This window comes from Microbacterium yannicii (assembly GCF_024055635.1).
Lineage (GTDB): Bacteria > Actinomycetota > Actinomycetes > Actinomycetales > Microbacteriaceae > Microbacterium > Microbacterium yannicii.
On the sequence record NZ_JAMXMB010000037.1, the window covers coordinates 92,305 to 108,635 of the forward strand.

The 16,331-nt window shown below is 70.4% G+C and carries 15 protein-coding genes; 11 read left to right on the forward strand and 4 right to left on the reverse strand.

The window, feature by feature from the left end:
- Positions 1–75: 75 nt before the first annotated feature.
- The 7 genes from NCG93_RS16670 (at position 76) to NCG93_RS16700 (ending at position 7,483) form a co-directional block, all read left to right on the forward strand.
- Positions 76–1,116: an ABC transporter permease gene (locus tag NCG93_RS16670; RefSeq protein WP_194412873.1), complete on the forward strand. Its 1,041-nt coding sequence runs from the start codon at positions 76–78 to the stop codon at positions 1,114–1,116.
- A complete protein-coding gene (locus tag NCG93_RS16675) occupies positions 1,113–2,030 on the forward strand; it encodes an ABC transporter permease (protein ID WP_194412874.1) in 918 nt (305 codons plus the stop codon). The genes NCG93_RS16670 and NCG93_RS16675 overlap by 4 nt, the downstream gene beginning before the upstream one ends.
- 1 nt (position 2,031) lies before the next feature.
- Positions 2,032–3,678, forward strand: coding sequence for an ATP-binding cassette domain-containing protein (locus NCG93_RS16680; RefSeq protein ID WP_194412875.1), 1,647 nt, complete (start codon positions 2,032–2,034; stop codon positions 3,676–3,678).
- Complete coding sequence (locus NCG93_RS16685; protein WP_194412876.1) at positions 3,675–4,646, forward strand: S66 peptidase family protein; 972 nt, start codon at positions 3,675–3,677, stop codon at positions 4,644–4,646. The genes NCG93_RS16680 and NCG93_RS16685 overlap by 4 nt, the downstream gene beginning before the upstream one ends.
- Positions 4,643–5,485: a serine hydrolase gene (locus NCG93_RS16690; protein WP_194412877.1), complete on the forward strand. Its 843-nt coding sequence runs from the start codon at positions 4,643–4,645 to the stop codon at positions 5,483–5,485. Before NCG93_RS16685 ends, NCG93_RS16690 begins: the two co-directional genes overlap by 4 nt.
- A gap of 12 nt (positions 5,486–5,497) precedes the next feature.
- Entirely contained in the window at positions 5,498–6,313 is an 816-nt protein-coding gene (locus tag NCG93_RS16695; RefSeq protein ID WP_194412878.1) for a serine hydrolase, read from the forward strand.
- Positions 6,314–6,502: 189 nt separating this feature from the next.
- The gene (locus NCG93_RS16700; protein ID WP_194412879.1) at positions 6,503–7,483 is read left to right on the forward strand and encodes an aldo/keto reductase; all 981 of its coding nucleotides are present in this window, start codon (positions 6,503–6,505) and stop codon (positions 7,481–7,483) included.
- 42 nt (positions 7,484–7,525) lie between these two features.
- Here the strand turns inward: NCG93_RS16700 and NCG93_RS16705 are convergent, their stop codons facing one another.
- A complete protein-coding gene (locus NCG93_RS16705; RefSeq protein ID WP_194412880.1) occupies positions 7,526–8,440 on the reverse strand; it encodes a helix-turn-helix transcriptional regulator in 915 nt (304 codons plus the stop codon).
- Between the two features lie 238 nt (positions 8,441–8,678).
- On the opposite strand from NCG93_RS16705, the gene NCG93_RS16710 reads away from it, so the two are divergent.
- Positions 8,679–9,542: an EamA family transporter gene (locus tag NCG93_RS16710; RefSeq protein WP_194412881.1), complete on the forward strand. Its 864-nt coding sequence runs from the start codon at positions 8,679–8,681 to the stop codon at positions 9,540–9,542.
- Between the two features lie 252 nt (positions 9,543–9,794).
- On the opposite strand, the gene NCG93_RS16715 is transcribed toward NCG93_RS16710, so the two are convergent.
- Both NCG93_RS16715 and NCG93_RS16720 read right to left on the reverse strand, forming a co-directional pair.
- Positions 9,795–10,895, reverse strand: a complete 1,101-nt coding sequence (locus tag NCG93_RS16715; protein WP_194412882.1) for a DNA polymerase IV — start codon at positions 10,893–10,895, stop codon at positions 9,795–9,797.
- A gap of 207 nt (positions 10,896–11,102) precedes the next feature.
- Positions 11,103–11,675 carry a TetR/AcrR family transcriptional regulator gene (locus NCG93_RS16720; protein ID WP_194412883.1) on the reverse strand — a complete coding sequence of 191 codons (573 nt, stop codon included), beginning with the start codon at positions 11,673–11,675 and terminating at the stop codon, positions 11,103–11,105.
- A 117-nt stretch (positions 11,676–11,792) separates the two neighbouring features.
- Between NCG93_RS16720 and NCG93_RS16725 the strand changes: the two genes are divergently transcribed.
- Together NCG93_RS16725 and NCG93_RS16730 are read left to right on the forward strand one after the other, a co-directional pair.
- Positions 11,793–13,475 carry a CocE/NonD family hydrolase gene (locus NCG93_RS16725; RefSeq protein WP_252787587.1) on the forward strand — a complete coding sequence of 561 codons (1,683 nt, stop codon included), beginning with the start codon at positions 11,793–11,795 and terminating at the stop codon, positions 13,473–13,475.
- On the forward strand, positions 13,472–13,927 hold the full coding sequence (locus NCG93_RS16730) for a DUF3237 domain-containing protein (RefSeq protein ID WP_194412884.1): 456 nt from the start codon (positions 13,472–13,474) through the stop codon (positions 13,925–13,927). The genes NCG93_RS16725 and NCG93_RS16730 overlap by 4 nt, the downstream gene beginning before the upstream one ends.
- Here the strand turns inward: NCG93_RS16730 and NCG93_RS16735 are convergent.
- Positions 13,912–14,538 (reverse strand): TetR/AcrR family transcriptional regulator, encoded by a 627-nt coding sequence (locus NCG93_RS16735; protein WP_194412885.1) that lies wholly within the window; start codon positions 14,536–14,538, stop codon positions 13,912–13,914. The genes NCG93_RS16730 and NCG93_RS16735 overlap by 16 nt on opposite strands.
- Before the next feature lie 132 nt (positions 14,539–14,670).
- On the opposite strand from NCG93_RS16735, the gene NCG93_RS16740 reads away from it, so the two are divergent.
- Positions 14,671–16,326, forward strand: a complete 1,656-nt coding sequence (locus NCG93_RS16740) for an ABC transporter substrate-binding protein (RefSeq protein WP_194412886.1) — start codon at positions 14,671–14,673, stop codon at positions 16,324–16,326.
- The last annotated feature ends 5 nt before the right edge of the window (positions 16,327–16,331 follow it).

Below are 16,331 nucleotides of genomic sequence, written 5' to 3' on the forward strand. Positions count from 1 at the left end.
GGCCGCGGCGACTCGCCGCGGCCACCGCAGCACGCACGCCCGCATGATCCGATCCCATGACCAGCGAAGAAGCGCATGAGTAGTACAGTCCCCCCCACCGAGGCGGTGATCCTCGAAGAGCAGGGCGAAGCCTCTGTCCGCAGCAGCCCGGCGCTGAAGTTCGCGCTCGGCAAGATCGGCGGGGCCTTCATCAGCCTCGCGATGGTGATCCTCCTCGGGTTCTTCGCCTTCAAGATCCTTCCGGGCGACCCGGTCGCCAAGCTCGCTCGAGAGCATCCCATGTCGCCCGAGCAGATGGCGCAGCTCCGGGCGCAGCTCGGTCTCGACAAACCGCTCTGGCAGCAGTTCGGCGACTACCTCGTCAACGTCTTCACACTCAACTTCGGCGAGAGCTACGTCTACAAGCAGAGCGTCGCGTCGCTCATCGGCGACTACTTCTGGAACACGATCCTGCTCACGGGAACGTCTGCGGTCATCGCGATCACGCTCGGTCTGTGGCTCGGGCAGAAGGCGGGATGGCGGCCCGGCTCGCGGTTCGACAACGTCACGACCGGGACGTCGCTCGTGCTGTGGTCGGTCCCGACCTTCTGGCTCGCCCTCATCCTGCTCATGGTCTTCGGCGGAACGCTGCACTGGTTCCCGACCGGAGGCATGGTCTCGCCCGACCCGCCCGACGACGCGGTGGGCAAGGTGCTCGATGTCGTCTGGCACATGGTGCTGCCCGTGACGACCATGGTCGCCGTCGTGTACGCGCAGTACGTCATGGTGATGCGCGCCTCCGTGATGGAGGAGAAGAGCGCGGACTACCTGATCACGGCTCGTGCGAAGGGCCTGAGGGACGACGACCTCCGGACACGCCACGCGGTGCCCAACGCGCTGCTGCCGACGGTGACGCTGGTGTTCCTGCACATCGGCGGACTCGTCGCCGGCGCGGTGACCGTCGAGACCGTCTTCTCCTGGCCGGGTCTGGGCAAGCTGACGTACCAGGCCATTCAGGGCCCGGACCTGCCGCTGCTGCAGGGGACCTTCGTGGTCTTCTCCGCGATCATCATCTTCACGAACCTCGTCGCGGACTTCGTCTACCGACGGCTCGACCCGAGAGTGAGGCGCGGATGAGCGGCTCCATCAGCACCACCGTGCGGTCGCCGCGCAGCATGGCGTGGGCGCGCCGCCGGCGCGCGTTCGGCGCCTTCTGCCGGGAGTTCTCGCGCAGTCGCGCGGGCATGATCGGCTTCGGCTTCCTGGTCGTGATCATCGCGCTGGCGCTGCTGGCCCCGGTGATCGCTCCGGCCTGGATGCTGGATGTCACGAAGCTCCTCGACCAGCCCCGTTTCGCCCCTCCTTCGCTCGAGCATCCCCTCGGCACCGACGATCAGGGACGGGAGCTGTGGGTGCGGATGATCTGGGGTGCCCGCGTGTCGCTCCTGGTCGGCTTCGCCGCCACCGCCGTCTCGATGATCATCGGGACCGTGGTCGGCATCGCCGCCGGGCACTTCACCGGCTGGACGGGCGGGCTGTTGATGCGCATCATCGACTTCTTCCTGGTGCTGCCGTCCCTGATCCTCGCGATCGTGCTCTCGGTCGTGCTCTCGCGCGGCGTCTGGACCATCGTCATCGCGATCGGGCTCACGTCGTGGGCCGGTACCGCCCGCGTGGTGCGCGCACAGACGCTGTCGGTGGAGTCGCGGGAGTACATCGAGCGCGCGCGCGTGCTCGGCGCTGGGCACTGGCACATCATCGTCAAGCACCTGCTCCCCGCCGTGCTGCCGCTGGTGCTCGCGAACACGACGCTGACCGTCGGCTCGGCGATCATCGCCGAGTCCACGCTGTCGTTCCTGGGACTCGGAGACGCGACCCTGCAGTCGTGGGGCTCGGTTCTGAAGAACTCGATGGACGTCTCCGCCGCGACCGCGGGGTACTGGTGGTACGTCCTCGTCCCGGGCATCGCCATCGTGCTCGTCGTCCTCGCGTTCACCCTCGTCGGACGGGCCGTCGAAACGATCGTCAACCCGACGCTGAGGAGCCGCTGAGATGCCGGATCTGACATTCGACGACGTCTCGATCGTCTACCGCACGAGCGGTCGCAACGACCGGGGCGCGATCACCGCCGTCAAGAACGTCACGCTCAAGCTCCCCGCCGGCGGGACACTGGGCGTGGCGGGCGAGTCCGGTTCGGGCAAGTCCACGCTCGCCATGAGCGTCCTGCGGCTGCTGCCGCCCAACGCGACGATCGAGGGTCGCGTGCTCATCGGCGATACCGCCATGGCCGATCTGCGTTTCGGTGAGCTGCGCGCGCTGCGCTGGGCCGAGGCATCCATCGTGTTCCAGGGGGCGATGCACTCGCTCAACCCGGTCCGCACGGTGGGGCAGCAGATCCTCGAAGCGCTCGAGCTGCATGTCGCGGACGGCTGGAAGACCGACAAGGCGCGCAAGGCCCGGGTCGCCGAACTGCTCCAGGACGTCGACCTGCTCCCGGCCAAGGCCGATGCGTACCCGCACGAGCTGTCGGGCGGGCAGAAGCAGCGCGTGATGATCGCGATGGCGCTCGCGTGCGAGCCCGACATCATCATCGCCGACGAGCCGACCACGGCTCTCGACGTCATCGTGCAGAAGCAGATCCTCGACATGATCAGCATGCTCGTAGCCGAGCGCGGGATCTCGATGATGATGATCAGCCATGACCTGTCCGTGCTCGCCACGGCGTGCGAGCGGATCGCCATCATGCGCGACGGCGAGCTGCTCGAAGTCGGCGACGCGTACGAGGTGTGCACCGACCCGCAGCATCCGTACACGCGCCAGCTCGCGGAGGCGTTCCCGACCATCGGCGATCCGGCGTCACGTCTGAATCCGGTGACGCGTCGGGGTGACTCGGCGGACCGGAGCACCCGCAGCCTCACGGGCGACGTGCTGCTGGAGGCGCAGGGCGTGACGGTGACCTACCACGGACGCGGCAAGCCGGTCGCCGCGGTCAAGAACGTCGACCTGACGCTGCGGCGCGGCGAGATCCTCGCGCTCGTCGGGCAGTCGGGATCGGGCAAGACCACTCTGGCGCGGACCATCGTCGGCCTGCAGCATCCCGACGAGGGCTCGGTCATCCGCTTCCGCGGCAAAGACATCCCCCGCAAGGGACGCGCGCTGCGCGAGTTCCGCAGCGAAGTCCAGATGGTGCTGCAGGATCCGTCGGCTGCGCTGAACCCGAAGCTCAGCATCTACGAATCCGTGGCCGAGGGGTTGCGCGTGCAGCGATACCCGGGCGACGAGCAGGAGCGCGTGGCGCAGGGGCTGACCGACGCCGAGCTCACGCCGCCGGAGCGGTTCTTCACCGCGATCCCGCAGGAGCTCTCGGGCGGACAGCGCCAGCGCGCCGTGATCGCCGGTGCGCTCGCGGTCGGGCCGCAGCTGCTGGTCGCGGACGAACCGGTCGCATCGCTGGACGCCTCCGTGCGAGGCGAGATCCTGGCGCTGATCCTGTCGCTCCGCGATCGACTCGACCTGAGTGCGCTCGTGATCACGCACGACCTGGGGCTCGCCTGGAACATCGCCGACACCGTCGCGGTGATGTACGAGGGCGCGCTCGTGGAGTACGGCACGACCGAGCAGGTCCTCCTCGATCCCCAGCACGAGTACACGCGGCGCCTGCTGGCGGCGGCGCCCACGATCGAACGGCGGCTCACGTGACCGCTTCGCTCGCGACGATCGACAGATTCGCCTATCTCGACACGGCACCGCTGCAGCCGGGGGACCGCGTCCGCTTCGTGTCCCCGTCCGGTCCGGGCAATCCTGAGAGCCTCGAGCGCGCGGTCGCGTACTACCGCGACTGGGGGCTCGACGTCGTGGTCGGCGATCACGTGCTCGACCCGCATCCCCGCGCGAAGTATCTCGCCGGCGACGATGATGCCCGTCGCCAGGATCTGGTCGACGCGTGGCTGGACCCCGACACCGCCGCTGTCGTCTGTGTGCGGGGCGGGTACGGCGCGATGCGGCTTCTCGACGGCATCGACTGGGAGAGCATGAGGGCTGCCGCGCTGCGCCGGGACGGCCGTCCCAAGCTGCTCGCCGGCTCGTCCGACATCACCGCACTGCACGAGGCGTTCCGGGTGCATCTGGACGTTCCCACCCTGTTCTGCCCGATGCCCGGCAACGACGTGTTCCGCGACTCCGAGTTCATTAGGGAGGACGTCCGTCGCTGGCTGTTCGAGCCCTGGCGCGGGCGCGAGATCGTGGGAGCGCGTACCGAGGTGCTCGTGCCGGGCACGGCCGAAGGACGGTTCACCGGCGGCAACCTCAGCTTGCTGGCGGCCGCCATGGGCGCCGTCGAGGCGACGGTTCTGCCGACCGGCATCCTCTTCCTCGAAGACATCGACGAGGAGCCCTATCGCCTCGACGGCTACCTGGTGCAGCTCGGCCGTGCCGGGCGGCTGTCCGCCGCATCGGCTGTCGTGCTGGGCTCGTGGCACAAGTGCGGCGAGCTCGATGCGGTGCGGGCGCTCATGACCGAGATGCTGCCGCCGCTCGGGGTGCCCCTGCTGTGGGAGCAGGGCTTCGGTCACGATCCCGAGGCGCTCAGCATCCCGCTCAACGTCGACGGCACACTGGTCGCGCCGCTCGACGGCCCGGCCCGACTCACCGTGGGGGTGGAGCTATGACGGCAGTGACGCTGCCGGCGCTCGATCCGAGGGTCCGCTGGTCGATCAGGATCGTGGATGCCGCCGACGGCGGTGTTCTCGCCGAACACGCGCCCGAGCAGCAGTGCGAGACGGCGAGCGTCGGCAAGGTGTTCCTGCTCATCGACGTGGCGCGCAGGCTCGAAGCCGGCGAGCTCGACCCCGACCAGCGCATCGAGATCCCCGACGCGCATCGTGTCGCCGACTCCGGCCTGCTGTACCGCATGCGCGACCAGCGGGTCACGGTCGACGACGCCGCGCTGCTCGTCGGCGCCGTCAGCGACAATCTCGCGACCAACGCGCTGCTGGCGCTCTGCGGCCTCGACGAGGTGCGGGCCGTGGCGCCCGGTCTCGGGTTCGCCGACACGTCGCTGCATGACTACATCCGCAACGAGCGCACGCCCGATCTGCCCTGGACCCCGTCGTACGGCACCGCTGAAGAGCTGGCGGAGCTGATGCGCAGGCTCGGCGCCGGGGAGGTCGAGTCGCCCGCGGTGAGCGCGCGCGTGCTGGACTGGCTGGCCGCCGACACCGACACGTCGATGGTCGCGGACGGGTTGCTGCTCGACCCGCTCGCGCATGTCGAGCCGGAGTATCAGGGCATGGTGCTGCGTCACAAGACGGGCAGCACATCGTTCGCCCGCATCGACATCGGACACCTGACCGGCCCTGCGGCTTCGGTCGCCTATGCGGTGGCGGCGAACTGGAAGAACTCCGAGGACGACCTGCGCGCGCCGGTGCTCGACGCCATGCACGCCATCGGCGAGGAGCTGCGCGCACACGTCACCGGTCGCCGCCGGGACGACGAGAAGCTGGGCTGAACGGAGCACATCGTGGGCATCGGATTCCAGGAGCTCGAGGAGGACGTCCCTGGGCTGAGGTTCTCGGCGCTCGCGGTCGATGTCGATTCCGGCGAGACGGTGTTCCATCACCGCCCCGATGAGGAGCTGAACACCGCAAGTGTCGGAAAGGTGTTCCTGCTGCACCGCCTGCTCACCGAGGTCGATGAGGGCGTGCGATCGCTGGAGGAACGCGTCACCCGGCGCCCGGTCGAGTGGATGGACAACTCGGGCCTCTGGTACCTCCTGCAGACCGACACGCTGTCGCTGTACGACGTGGCCGCGCTGATCGGCGCAGCGAGCGACAACGCCGCCACCAACACGCTCTGCCGGGTCATCGGCCTCCCCACCGTGCAGCAGCACACACGCGCCCTCGGCTATGAGCGGTCCGGCCTCGACGACATCGTCCGCTGGCCGCTGCCGCCGGGAGCGCCGCGCACGCTCTCCCACGCGACAGCCGAGGAGCTCGTGCGATTCGTCACGCGCACCGCGACCGCGGCCGACCTCTCAGCCGCCTCCGCCGACACGCTGCAGCGCTGGCTCGGGGCCGGCATGGACCTGTCGATGGTGGCAGCCGCGTTCGGCCTCGACCCGCTCGCGCACTACTACTTCGACCGCGACGTGTGGCTGTGGAACAAGACGGGCACCATCTCGACGGTGCGTGCCGACACGGGGCTCGTGATGTCCCCCGATCGGCGCCTCGCCTATGCGGTGCTCGCGAATTGGCCGCGCGGCGTCGATGCCCGCGATCGGGTCCTCGCTGTGATGCGCACGGCGGGTGAGGAGCTGCGCGCTCGGCTCGCGTCCTGACCAGAACCCCTCGGTCGGCGCGGACGGATTCGGGATGCCGCCCCACGCGGACCTGCGGACATCCGACCCTCACGTCTGTCAGGGGGTCTGGCAGTACCCGTCCCACGGGGGTCTCCCGTCCACGCCCTCGCAGGAGTGAGATGGAAGATGCCGCGGGCGATCGTCCCGGGCGCACGCGAGGAGGAAGCCATGCACACCAGAAAGCTCGGCCAGGGTCTCGAGGTCTCGGCGATCGGCATCGGCGCGATGGGGATGTCGATGAGCTACGGTCCCAACCCCGGCGACCGTGACGACATGATCGCCGTGCTCCGCTACGCGGTCGACCACGGCGTCACGTTCATCGACACCGCCGAGGTGTACGGGCCGTACGACAACGAGGTGCTCGTGGGTGAGGCGATCGCCCCGATCCGCGACCAGGTCGTCGTGGCCACGAAGTTCGGGTGGAACATCGTCGACGGCAGCATGCAGGGCACGGACTCGCGGCCCGAGCAGATCCGCCGCGTCGCCGACGCGTCGCTGCAGCGACTCGGCGTCGAGGCGATCGACCTGTTCTACCAGCACCGCGTCGACCCCGACGTGCCGATCGAGGACGTTGCGGGCACCGTCGGCGAGCTCGTCGCGGCGGGCAAGGTGAAGCATTTCGGGCTGTCCGAAGCGGGCGCCGGGACGATCCGGCGTGCTCATGCGGTGTTCCCCGTGACGGCCGTGCAGAGCGAGTACTCGCTGTGGACCCGCGACCCCGAGCCGGAGGTGCTGCCTACGTGCGTCGAGCTCGGCATCGGGTTCGTGCCGTTCAGCCCGCTGGGCAAGGGATTCCTGACGGGCACCGTCTCGGCAGACTCGACGTTCGGCCCCGATGAGATCCGCGGCCGGGTGCCCCGTTTCCAGGCCGAGAACCTGCGGGCCAACCAGGCGATCGTCGACGGTGTGCGCGACGTCGCCGCGGCACGCGGGGCGACGCCCGGCCAGGTGGCCCTTGCGTGGCTGCTGTCGCGGCATCCGTTCGTCGTCCCCATCCCGGGAACCCGCCGGCGCGAGCGCGTCGACGAGAACGCCGGGGCGGCCGCCGTGCCGCTCTCGGCGGACGACGTCGCCGCGCTGGACGCGCTGGGCGCGGTCGTCGCCGGCAACCGCTACGACGACGGCGGCATGGCGATGGTGGGTCTCTGAAGACCGCGGCTCTCTGAAGAGTGCGGGAACGGATGCCGGCGGTCAGCGTGCCGTCGCGGCGGCTGCGGCATCCGTCCCCGCCGCTGTCGCATCGCGGGCGGCGAACTCGGCAGCCTGAGTGACCGCCCACGACGCCAGCAGCTTGAGGGCATCCGCCGACGACGAGTTCATCGGCGCGGTGTAGACGTTCAGCACGAGGCCCGGTTCGCTGGGCAGGTCCATGGACTCGTAGTTCAGATCGAGGTCTCCGACCACCGGATGGTGCAGGCGCTTCAGGCCGCTGCGGTGGAACTTCACGTCGCGCGACGCCCACCGCTCGCGGAACAGCTCACTCTGCGTCGACAGCTCTCCGACCAGCCGGATGAGGTCGGGGTCATGCGGGTTGCGGCCGGCCTCCATCCGCAGCATCGCGGCGGAGTCGTGGGTGATCTGGTCGTAGTCGCGCCAGAACTCGCGGGCCGCCGGATTGAGGTACGCGAAGCGCGTGGTGTTGACCGGCCGGCGTGGGTCGTCGAAGACGGGGGAGTACAGCGCGCGGGCCAGGAGGTTCGCGGCGATGATGTCGTGCCGGCCGTTGCGGACCCAGGCCGGCGCCTCGGTGATCGCATCGAGCACCTGCATGACGGCGGGGCGCACGGTCGACGCCGCACGTCGGGCGGGCTTGCGGGCGGGGCCTGCGGCGCGGGCGAGGTCGAACAGATACTGGCGCTCCGCCTCGTCGAGCCGGAGGGTGCGGGCGACCGCGTCCAGCACGCCCTCCGATGCGCCGGCGAGATTGCCGCGCTCGAGCCGCACGTAGTAGTCCACCGAGACGCCGGCGAGCATCGCCACCTCTTCGCGGCGCAGCCCGGCGACACGGCGGTTGCCGCCGTACGCGGGGAGCCCTGCCTGCTCGGGGGTGAGCCGGGCCCGACGCGAGCTCAGGAACTCCTTCACCTCGGCACGAATGTCAGCCATGAGTCCACGCTAGGCCGCGCGGAGCCCCCGTGACAGGCTCTGCGCGTGCCCCTCGGGTACCCCGGCGCGCAATGTCGGGGTGCTACGGTGTGCGCGATAGCGCCTAGGGTTCCGGAGTCTCGGCTCGCCTGGTCCGAGCGGCGCCACGACATGCCGCCCGCGCGGCAGGTCGTCATCTGACAGGACAAAAGCCCGGAGGACCCGGTTCGTCGCGCCCGCGGCGAAGGAAAGGTCCGCCGTGTCGCCGCTCGCCCTCCTGCTCGTCCTGTCCGCCGCGGTCGCCCACGCGTCGTGGAACGTGATCGCCCACGGAGCCAGTCGCTCCGGGCTGCCGTTCCTGTGGGCCGGGTCGGTGGTGAGCACCGCGCTGTGGTTGCCGGTGGTGCCGCTCACGGGCGGGCTCGGGGGCGGTGAGCTGTACGGATTCGCCCTCGGGGTGGGGGTGTCGGCGGTGCTGCACGTCGGGTACATGCTCGTGCTGCAGCGCGGCTACGCGGTCGGCAACCTCTCCGCCGTGTACGCGACAGCTCGGGGGAGCGGCCCGCTCATCACCGTCATCGTCGCCATCGTCGCACTCGGTGAGCGGCTCTCGCCCCCGGCCCTCGTCGGCGTCGTCGCGATCATCGCCGGCGTCGTCGGCATCGGCTTCATCGATCGCGGTGCCGTCACCACCGGCCGGCGGATCGATCCGGCGATCGTCTTCGGGCTCCTCACGGGTGCGGCGATCGCCGCCTACACGCTGTGGGATGCCCAGGCCCTGCGCACCTGGAGCATCTCTCCCGTCGCGTTCATGGTCGGCTGCACCGCCCTGGAGGTGCCGATGTTCGCCGCCCTTCTGGGGCGGCGGCTCCCCGAGGGCCTGAGGATGCTGCGCACCGACTGGCGGCGACTGCTCGTGTTCGGCATCCTTTCCCCGCTGTCGTACATCCTCGTTCTGGCGGCGGTGACGATCGCGCCGGTGTCGATCGTCGCTCCGATGCGCGAAGTCAGCGTCGTGCTGGTCAGTCTGTTCGGCGCCTTCGTGCTGCGCGAGGCGCGCCCGGGCGCACGCCTGGTCGCGTCGGCGGTGGTGGTCGCCGGGATCGCGCTGCTCGCGGTGTGACCGCAGCGTCAGGCGCTGCCGAGGGGGCGCACGTAGGCCTTCGACAGGCTCCGGGACCGGGCTTCGACAGGCTCGGGGACCGGGCCTTCGACAGGCTCAGGGACCGGGCCTTCGACAGGCTCAGGGACCGGGCCTTCGACAGGCTCGGGGAGCGGGCCCTTCGACAGGCTTGGGGAGCGGGCCCTTCGACAGGCTCGGGGAGCGGGTCCTTCGACAGGCTCGGGGAGCGGTGGGTGCGCACCGCCGCGTACATCACCACCCGCTGCGGGTCGGCGTGTGGCCCTCGCGGGCGTCGTCCGGCATCGCCATCTCGGCGCGCACGCCGAGCAGGCGGATCGGGCGGCCGGGCTCGATCTTCGCGACGAGCTCGAGGGTGCGCGCCAGCACGACGGCGCGCTCGGCGGTCGAGGGGATCTTCTTCGTGAAGGTCTTGGTGAGGAACGGCGCGTAGCGCACCTTGAGTCCGAGGCCCACGACCGGACGGTCGTCGGCCGCGACCTCGTCGAGCACCTGGTCGAGCAGGCTCCGGGCGGCCGCCTCGATCTCGGCAGGATCGACGATGTCGGCCTGGAACGTGGTCTCCTTGCTGTGTCCGCGGGCGACCCAGGGCGTGTCGTCGACGACGGCCGAGCCGTCGCCGCGACCGAGCTGCCGGTACCAGAGGCCCATCCGTGGCCCGAACTCGGCGGTCAGGGCGGCCTCGTCGGCGACGGCGAGCTCGGCGACCGTGCGGATGCCGAGCAGGGCGAGCCGCTTCGACACCTTGGAACCGACGCCCCAGAGCTCGATCGTCGGACGCTCGCCCATCACCTCGAGCCAGTTGTCGGCGGTCAGCCGGAAGGTGCCGCGCGGCTTGCCGAAGCCCGTCGCCACCTTGGCGCGTACGAGCGTGTCGCCGATGCCGACGGAGCAGTGCAACCGCGTGCGGTCGAGCACCTCCTGCTGCAGGCGGCGCGCGTACGCTTCGGGGTCGGCGGTCTCGGTGCCGACGAACGCCTCATCCCAGCCGAGCACCTGCACGACGGCGCCCGGCTGGTCGCGCAGGGTCGCCATGACCTGCTCCGATGCGGCAAGGTACAGCGGTGCGTCGACCGGCAGGATGACGGCATCCGGAACCTTCCGCGCCGCGATGCGCAGCGGCATGCCCGACCCGACTCCGAACTCGCGCGCCTCGTACGACGCGGTCGAGACCACGGCGCGTTCCGTGGGATCCCCTCGCCCGCCGACGATGACCGGCTTGCCCGCGAGCTCCGGCCGGCGCAGCACCTCTACCGCTGCGATGAACTGGTCGAGGTCGACGTGCAGCACCCACGGTCTGACCGCGGGAGTCGGCACCGCGGCATCCGCATTCATGACCCCGCCTCTCGCGACCGGTGCATGCCCCGAGACTAGGCGGGATCGCCGACAGAGCGCAGGTGCCTGCACCCGGGCGGGTTCCGGTTCGTCTCGCCGGCGCTCGCTCAGCGACCGGGCCTGGGGGAGTGAGACTCCGAGATCGGTCCCTGAGCGAGGGAGCGCCAGCGACCGAGACGAAGGGCGCGACCGTAAACCGCCGGCGGCTCAGTCCAGGGTCGCGATGAGGCGCTCGGCGGCGGTGCGCGCGGTCGCCGTGCCCGTCGCCGCCGAGGCGATGTCGCTCAGGAACACGTTGTGCAGCGCGATGCCGACGACGCCGTAGGCCACCGAGGCGCATGCGGCGGCATCGGCGGCGGGGTGCTCGGCGGCCAGCAGTTCGGCGAGTGCGTGGTGTGTCCCCTGATAGGCGGATACGAGCAGTCCGGCGAGCACGGGGTCGGTGCGGGCGGCCTCGACGAAACCGAGCACGACGGCGTTCTCGTTGCCGGGCGACGCGAACTCGTCGCCGAAGAGGAAGTCGAGGGCGTGCGCGACATCGCTCGTTCCCGCGGGGAGCATCGAGTCGCCCTCGGCGTCTTCGTAGTAGAACCGGCGGGCGCTCTCGCGCAGCAGCTCCTCGCGATTGCCGACGAAGTGCCGCACGTGCCCTCGCGACATGCCGGCCTCTTCGGCGATGCGCTCGAGGCTGGCTCCGGTGATGCCGTGGGCGGCGATCGTGCGGATCGTCGCGTCGACGATCTGCTGCGTGCGCTCCTCGGCGACGGACGGTCGAGCCATCGAAACCTCCTTCTCGCACCATAGTGCGTACGATGACAGTTTATTGTCTAGTCAGACTTGACTAACAACAGTGAGATCCCTACCGTTGCTCTCAACCCGCTCGCAGAGGAGTCGTCTGTGCCCCAGATCGTTCATGTCGGACCCGCGCCCGTCAGCCCCGCCGCCCGCGAGGAGCGCGTGCGCATGCGTGACGGCGTGCGCCTCGCGACGGACGTGTATCTGCCCGGCGCCCCGGCCGAGCCCGACACGACGCCGGGCGACACGATCCTCATCCGGCTGCCGTATGACAAGAGCGGCGAGTACACGTTCATCCCGCTGATCGCCGAGTACTTCACCGACCGCGGCTACCGCGTCGTCGCGCAGGACGTGCGGGGCAAGTTCCGCTCCGAGGGCGACGCGCTGCTGTTCGTCAACGAGGTCGAGGACGGCTACGACACGATCGACTGGATCGTGCAGCAGCCGTGGTCGAACGGCCGCGTCGCGATGTGGGGCGACAGCTACTACGGCTACACGCAGTGGGCGGCGGTGGCATCGCAGCATCCCGCGCTGAAGGCCATCGCCCCGCGCGTGACCGGCACGATGCTCGGGGAGCCGGTCCGCACGGTGCCGGGGGAGCGGACGCGGCCGGTCGAGTGGGCGATCACCTACCTCTACCCGCTGACGTACTTCCACTCCCAGGATGCCTACTTCTGGGAGCTCGACCCGGCACGGCGCCCGTTCAGCGCGCAGGCCGAGGACGTCGTCGCGGAGCTCGGTTCACGCTCGCTCTCGTACGACCAGTGGTATCCGCACGCCGTGCACCTGCCCCGATTCCCGCTCGCGAGCCCGTTCGACGCGCGTCCCGTGCCGACCCTGCAGACGATCGGCTGGTGGGACAACTGCGCGCCGCTTTCGTGGGCCGACGTCGCCGAGATCGAGACGCGACCTGCGTGGGCGCTGAACCACTTCCTGCGCATCGAATCCATGGACCACGAGTCGTACTACCTCGACGACCCGCTCACGGCGCGCGTCGAGGAGCGCGGCGACGAGCAGATCCGTGCGGAACTGCCGCGGATGCTGCAACCCGCCGTCGACTTCTTCGAGGTGTTCGTGCGGGGTCGGGGCCGGGCGGCCGACATCCCGCGGGTCAGCTGGAATCTGGCCGGCACCTCGGGCATGCGCGCCTCGGAGACGTGGCCGCCGTCTCAGGCCGCCACGCGAACGCTGTACGCGCACGCGAGCGGGGAGCTGTCGCCGGATGCGCCGGATGCCGCGGCCGAACGCGAGTGGCTCCACGATCCCGAACAGCTCGTGCCCTCGAGCGTGCCGAACGCGTTCGCCTTCCTGCTCTTCCAGCCCGACGAGGCGGAGCTGGGCGCGCGAGCAGACGTGCTGTCGTTCACCACCGACGCGTTCGCGCGCGACGTCGACCTGGCGGGGCCGGTGCGGGTCGCAGCATCCGTCTCGTCCGACGGCCCGGTGATGGACGTGTTCGCGCGTCTGCTCGACGTGGCGCCCGACGGCACGGCCCTGCGCGTCGCGCGCGGCCAGGTCAACGTCACCGGCGCCGGGGACTCCGCGACCGTCGTCATCGACCTCGGCCAGGTGGGCTACCGCGTGCACGCCGGGCACCGGCTGCGCCTGCACGTGCACTCGAGCGACTTCCCCGAGTTCCTGCCGCAGCCGGGCACCGGCGAGGAGCCGTGGGGCGCCGTGGCCACCACGACCAACCGGCAGCGCGTCGTGCTCGGCGGCGACGAGCCGCTGCGCGTCACCCTGACAGTTCTGCCCGACACCCGAGCCGAGGAGGCCCGTCCATGAACGAACCCGTGCTGGAGTTCGCATTCGAGATCCGCGTCGACATCGCCCCGTACCTGCGCATCGGCCGGAGTGCCGACGAGGAGTTGAGCTTCACGCCGATCACGGGCGGCACCGTCGCCGGACCGCTGCTCAACGGCGAGGTGCTGCCGGGCGGCGGAGACTGGGCGGTCGAGCGGTCGGGCACCGCCCAGCTGGAGGCTCGGTATCTGCTGCGCGCCGACGACGGCGCGGTCATCGACATCATCAACCGCGGCTACTACCGGGCCTCGGCCGAGGTGATCGCGCGCGTCGAGGCGGGGGAGAACGTCCCTGAGACGGAGTACTACTTCCGCACCGCGCCGGTCTTCCAGACGGATGCCGCGCCCCACCGCTGGCTCGCCGAGCACCAGTTCATCGGACTCGCGCGCGATGAGGACGGCCAGGTGTGCGTCCGGGTCTACGTGGTGCGCTGATGCGACTCGGGCTCGCGCGCGCTCGTCGCGGTGCTGTCGCTCATTCGGGGCTGCGCCGAGAGGGTCGCGTGGATCACGTGACGCAACTGCGGCTCGTCCCACCGCGCCGGGTCCTCCGAGCTCGCGACATACGACCCGCGCACGAGCAGGTAGGCGAGCCCGGCGACGTGCTCGGGGTCCGCGTAGCCGGCGCGCCGTGCCTCCTTGAGCAGGCCGCGCTGGAAGTCCGCCGTCTCGCGGTGAAGAGCCGCGCGGAGGTCGGGCTCGCGGTCGGCGTTGGCGACGATCTCGAGGATCAGCGCGCGCAGCACCGGCTCGTCGGGACCCGTCGTGAGCGACCACTCGATGACGGCTGCGAAACGGTCCTCCGGCGCGGCTGCAGCCAGCGACGCCTCGAGCGTGGTCTGCCAGCGGTCGCGCCCGTGATCGAGCGCGTTCAGGATGAGCGCCGCCCGCGAGGGCAGGTAGTTCGTGACCAGCGTGGTCGAGCCCCCGAGCTCCTTCGCGACCGAGCGGATCGTGACCGCGTGCGAGCCGCCGGATCGGGCGACGCGGATCGTCGCGGCGGCGATGTCTGCGAGCCGCTGATCGGCGTCTACCTCCCGGGGCATGACACCCACCTTATTCACGCCCGTAACATAAATGCAACGTTGATGTACAACAGTGTTGTACTACCTTGAGGGCTACCGCGGCGACGGCGCCGCGATCTGTGATCTCCCTCGACCGACCCGAAAGGAACCGAGATGAGAAACCGAGGCAAGGCCGCCACGGTCGTCGCCGCCGCTGCAGCCCTGGTGCTGCTCGCGGGATGCACGCCCCGCGACGTCGAGACGTCGCCGACCGGCGATGAGACGTCAGCACCCATCGAGCTCGTCGACGCGCTGCCCGCGGGCACGACCGAGGTCGACGAGGTGACGTGGGCCCTCGTGGAGGGTGAGCCGCGCTCGCTCGTACCGGGCGCCGACTACAACTTCGTCCAGCCGAACCTGTGCGCCAGCCTGCTGCGCGTGCAGCCCGACTTCACGGTCGAAGCCGGGATCGCGGAGACCGCCGACTGGGTCGATCCGGTGACGTTCGTCATCGACATCCGCCCGGGCGTGACGTTCTGGGACGGGACGCCGGTGACGCCGCAGGACGTGGTGTACAGCCTCGAACGCCACCACTCCGACGTCACGTCGGCCTTCTACGGCGCCTTCGTGCTCGTCGCGCCGGAGGGCGGGATCGAGGTCACCGGCGAGAACCAGGTGACGGTGCACTTCGTGGCCCCCGACTCGACGTTCCGCGACGCCATCGCCGGCGGCGCCGGCGCGGTGCTGAGCAGGGCCGTGGGCGAGGCCCAGGGGCCAGCGCTGGGCACCTCCGGCGGCGAGCTGATGTGTGCGGGACCCTACGAGCTCGAGAGCTGGACGCCCGGAAGCGAGATCGTCACGGTCGCCAACGAGGACTACTGGGACGGTGCGCCGCTGGTGAAGAAGCTCACCTACCGGTTCATCTCCGACGGCACCACGCTCACGAACGCGCTCCTGGAGGGCGAGGTCGACGGAGCGTTCAACGTGGCGCCGGGCAGCCGCAGCGCGTTCGAGTCGTCCGACACGGGCCGACTGGTCATCGGCCCCTCCACGGCGTCGTTCTCGTTCGGTCCCACCCGTGACACCGGAGCGGGGGCGAATCCCCTGATCCGCCAGGCGTTGAGCCTCGCGATCGACCGGCAGCAGTACATCTCTACCGTGCTGCACGGGCTGGGTCAGCCGCAGAGCACCTTCGTCGCCCCGTTCTCGTGGTCGGGCTCGTCGGCGGCCGACGTATACCAGGCGGGCTACGACGCCCTCGCAGCGCCCGAGGTGGACCTCGACGCGGCGAAGAAGCTCGTCGAGGAATCGGGCGAGGACACCTCGGTGCCCTTGCGCCTCGCGATCCCTGCGGGCAGCAAGGAGCTGTCGCAGACCGCGGCGATCGTGCAGAGCGCCGCCGGGCAGATCGGCCTGACGATCGAGATCGATGAGCGGCAGCCGGCGGACTTCGCCGCGATCTTCCTGCCCGACCCCGGCCCCCGCGAGAACATCGACTTCGTCGCGACGACGGGCTACACCGAGACGCCGGGCGTGCTCGCCTACCCGCAGCTGTTCCTGCTCCCGGCCGAGATGGGCGGCATCTTCAACTGGACCGGTTACTCGAACCCCGATGTCACCGCCGGGCTCGAGGCCGCGCGCACCACCCCGGATGCAACGGGCGCGGCCGAGGCGTACGTCGGTGCGCAGGAGATCTTCGCGCCCGACCTGCTGCAGGTGACACTCGCGGGCTCGTACCACACGACCTTCCTGAGCGACGAGCTGAGCGGTGTCGTGACCTCGGTCGCGGCGTACTCCAGCCCGTGGGCACAGCACCTCGGCGGCAAGTGATCGAC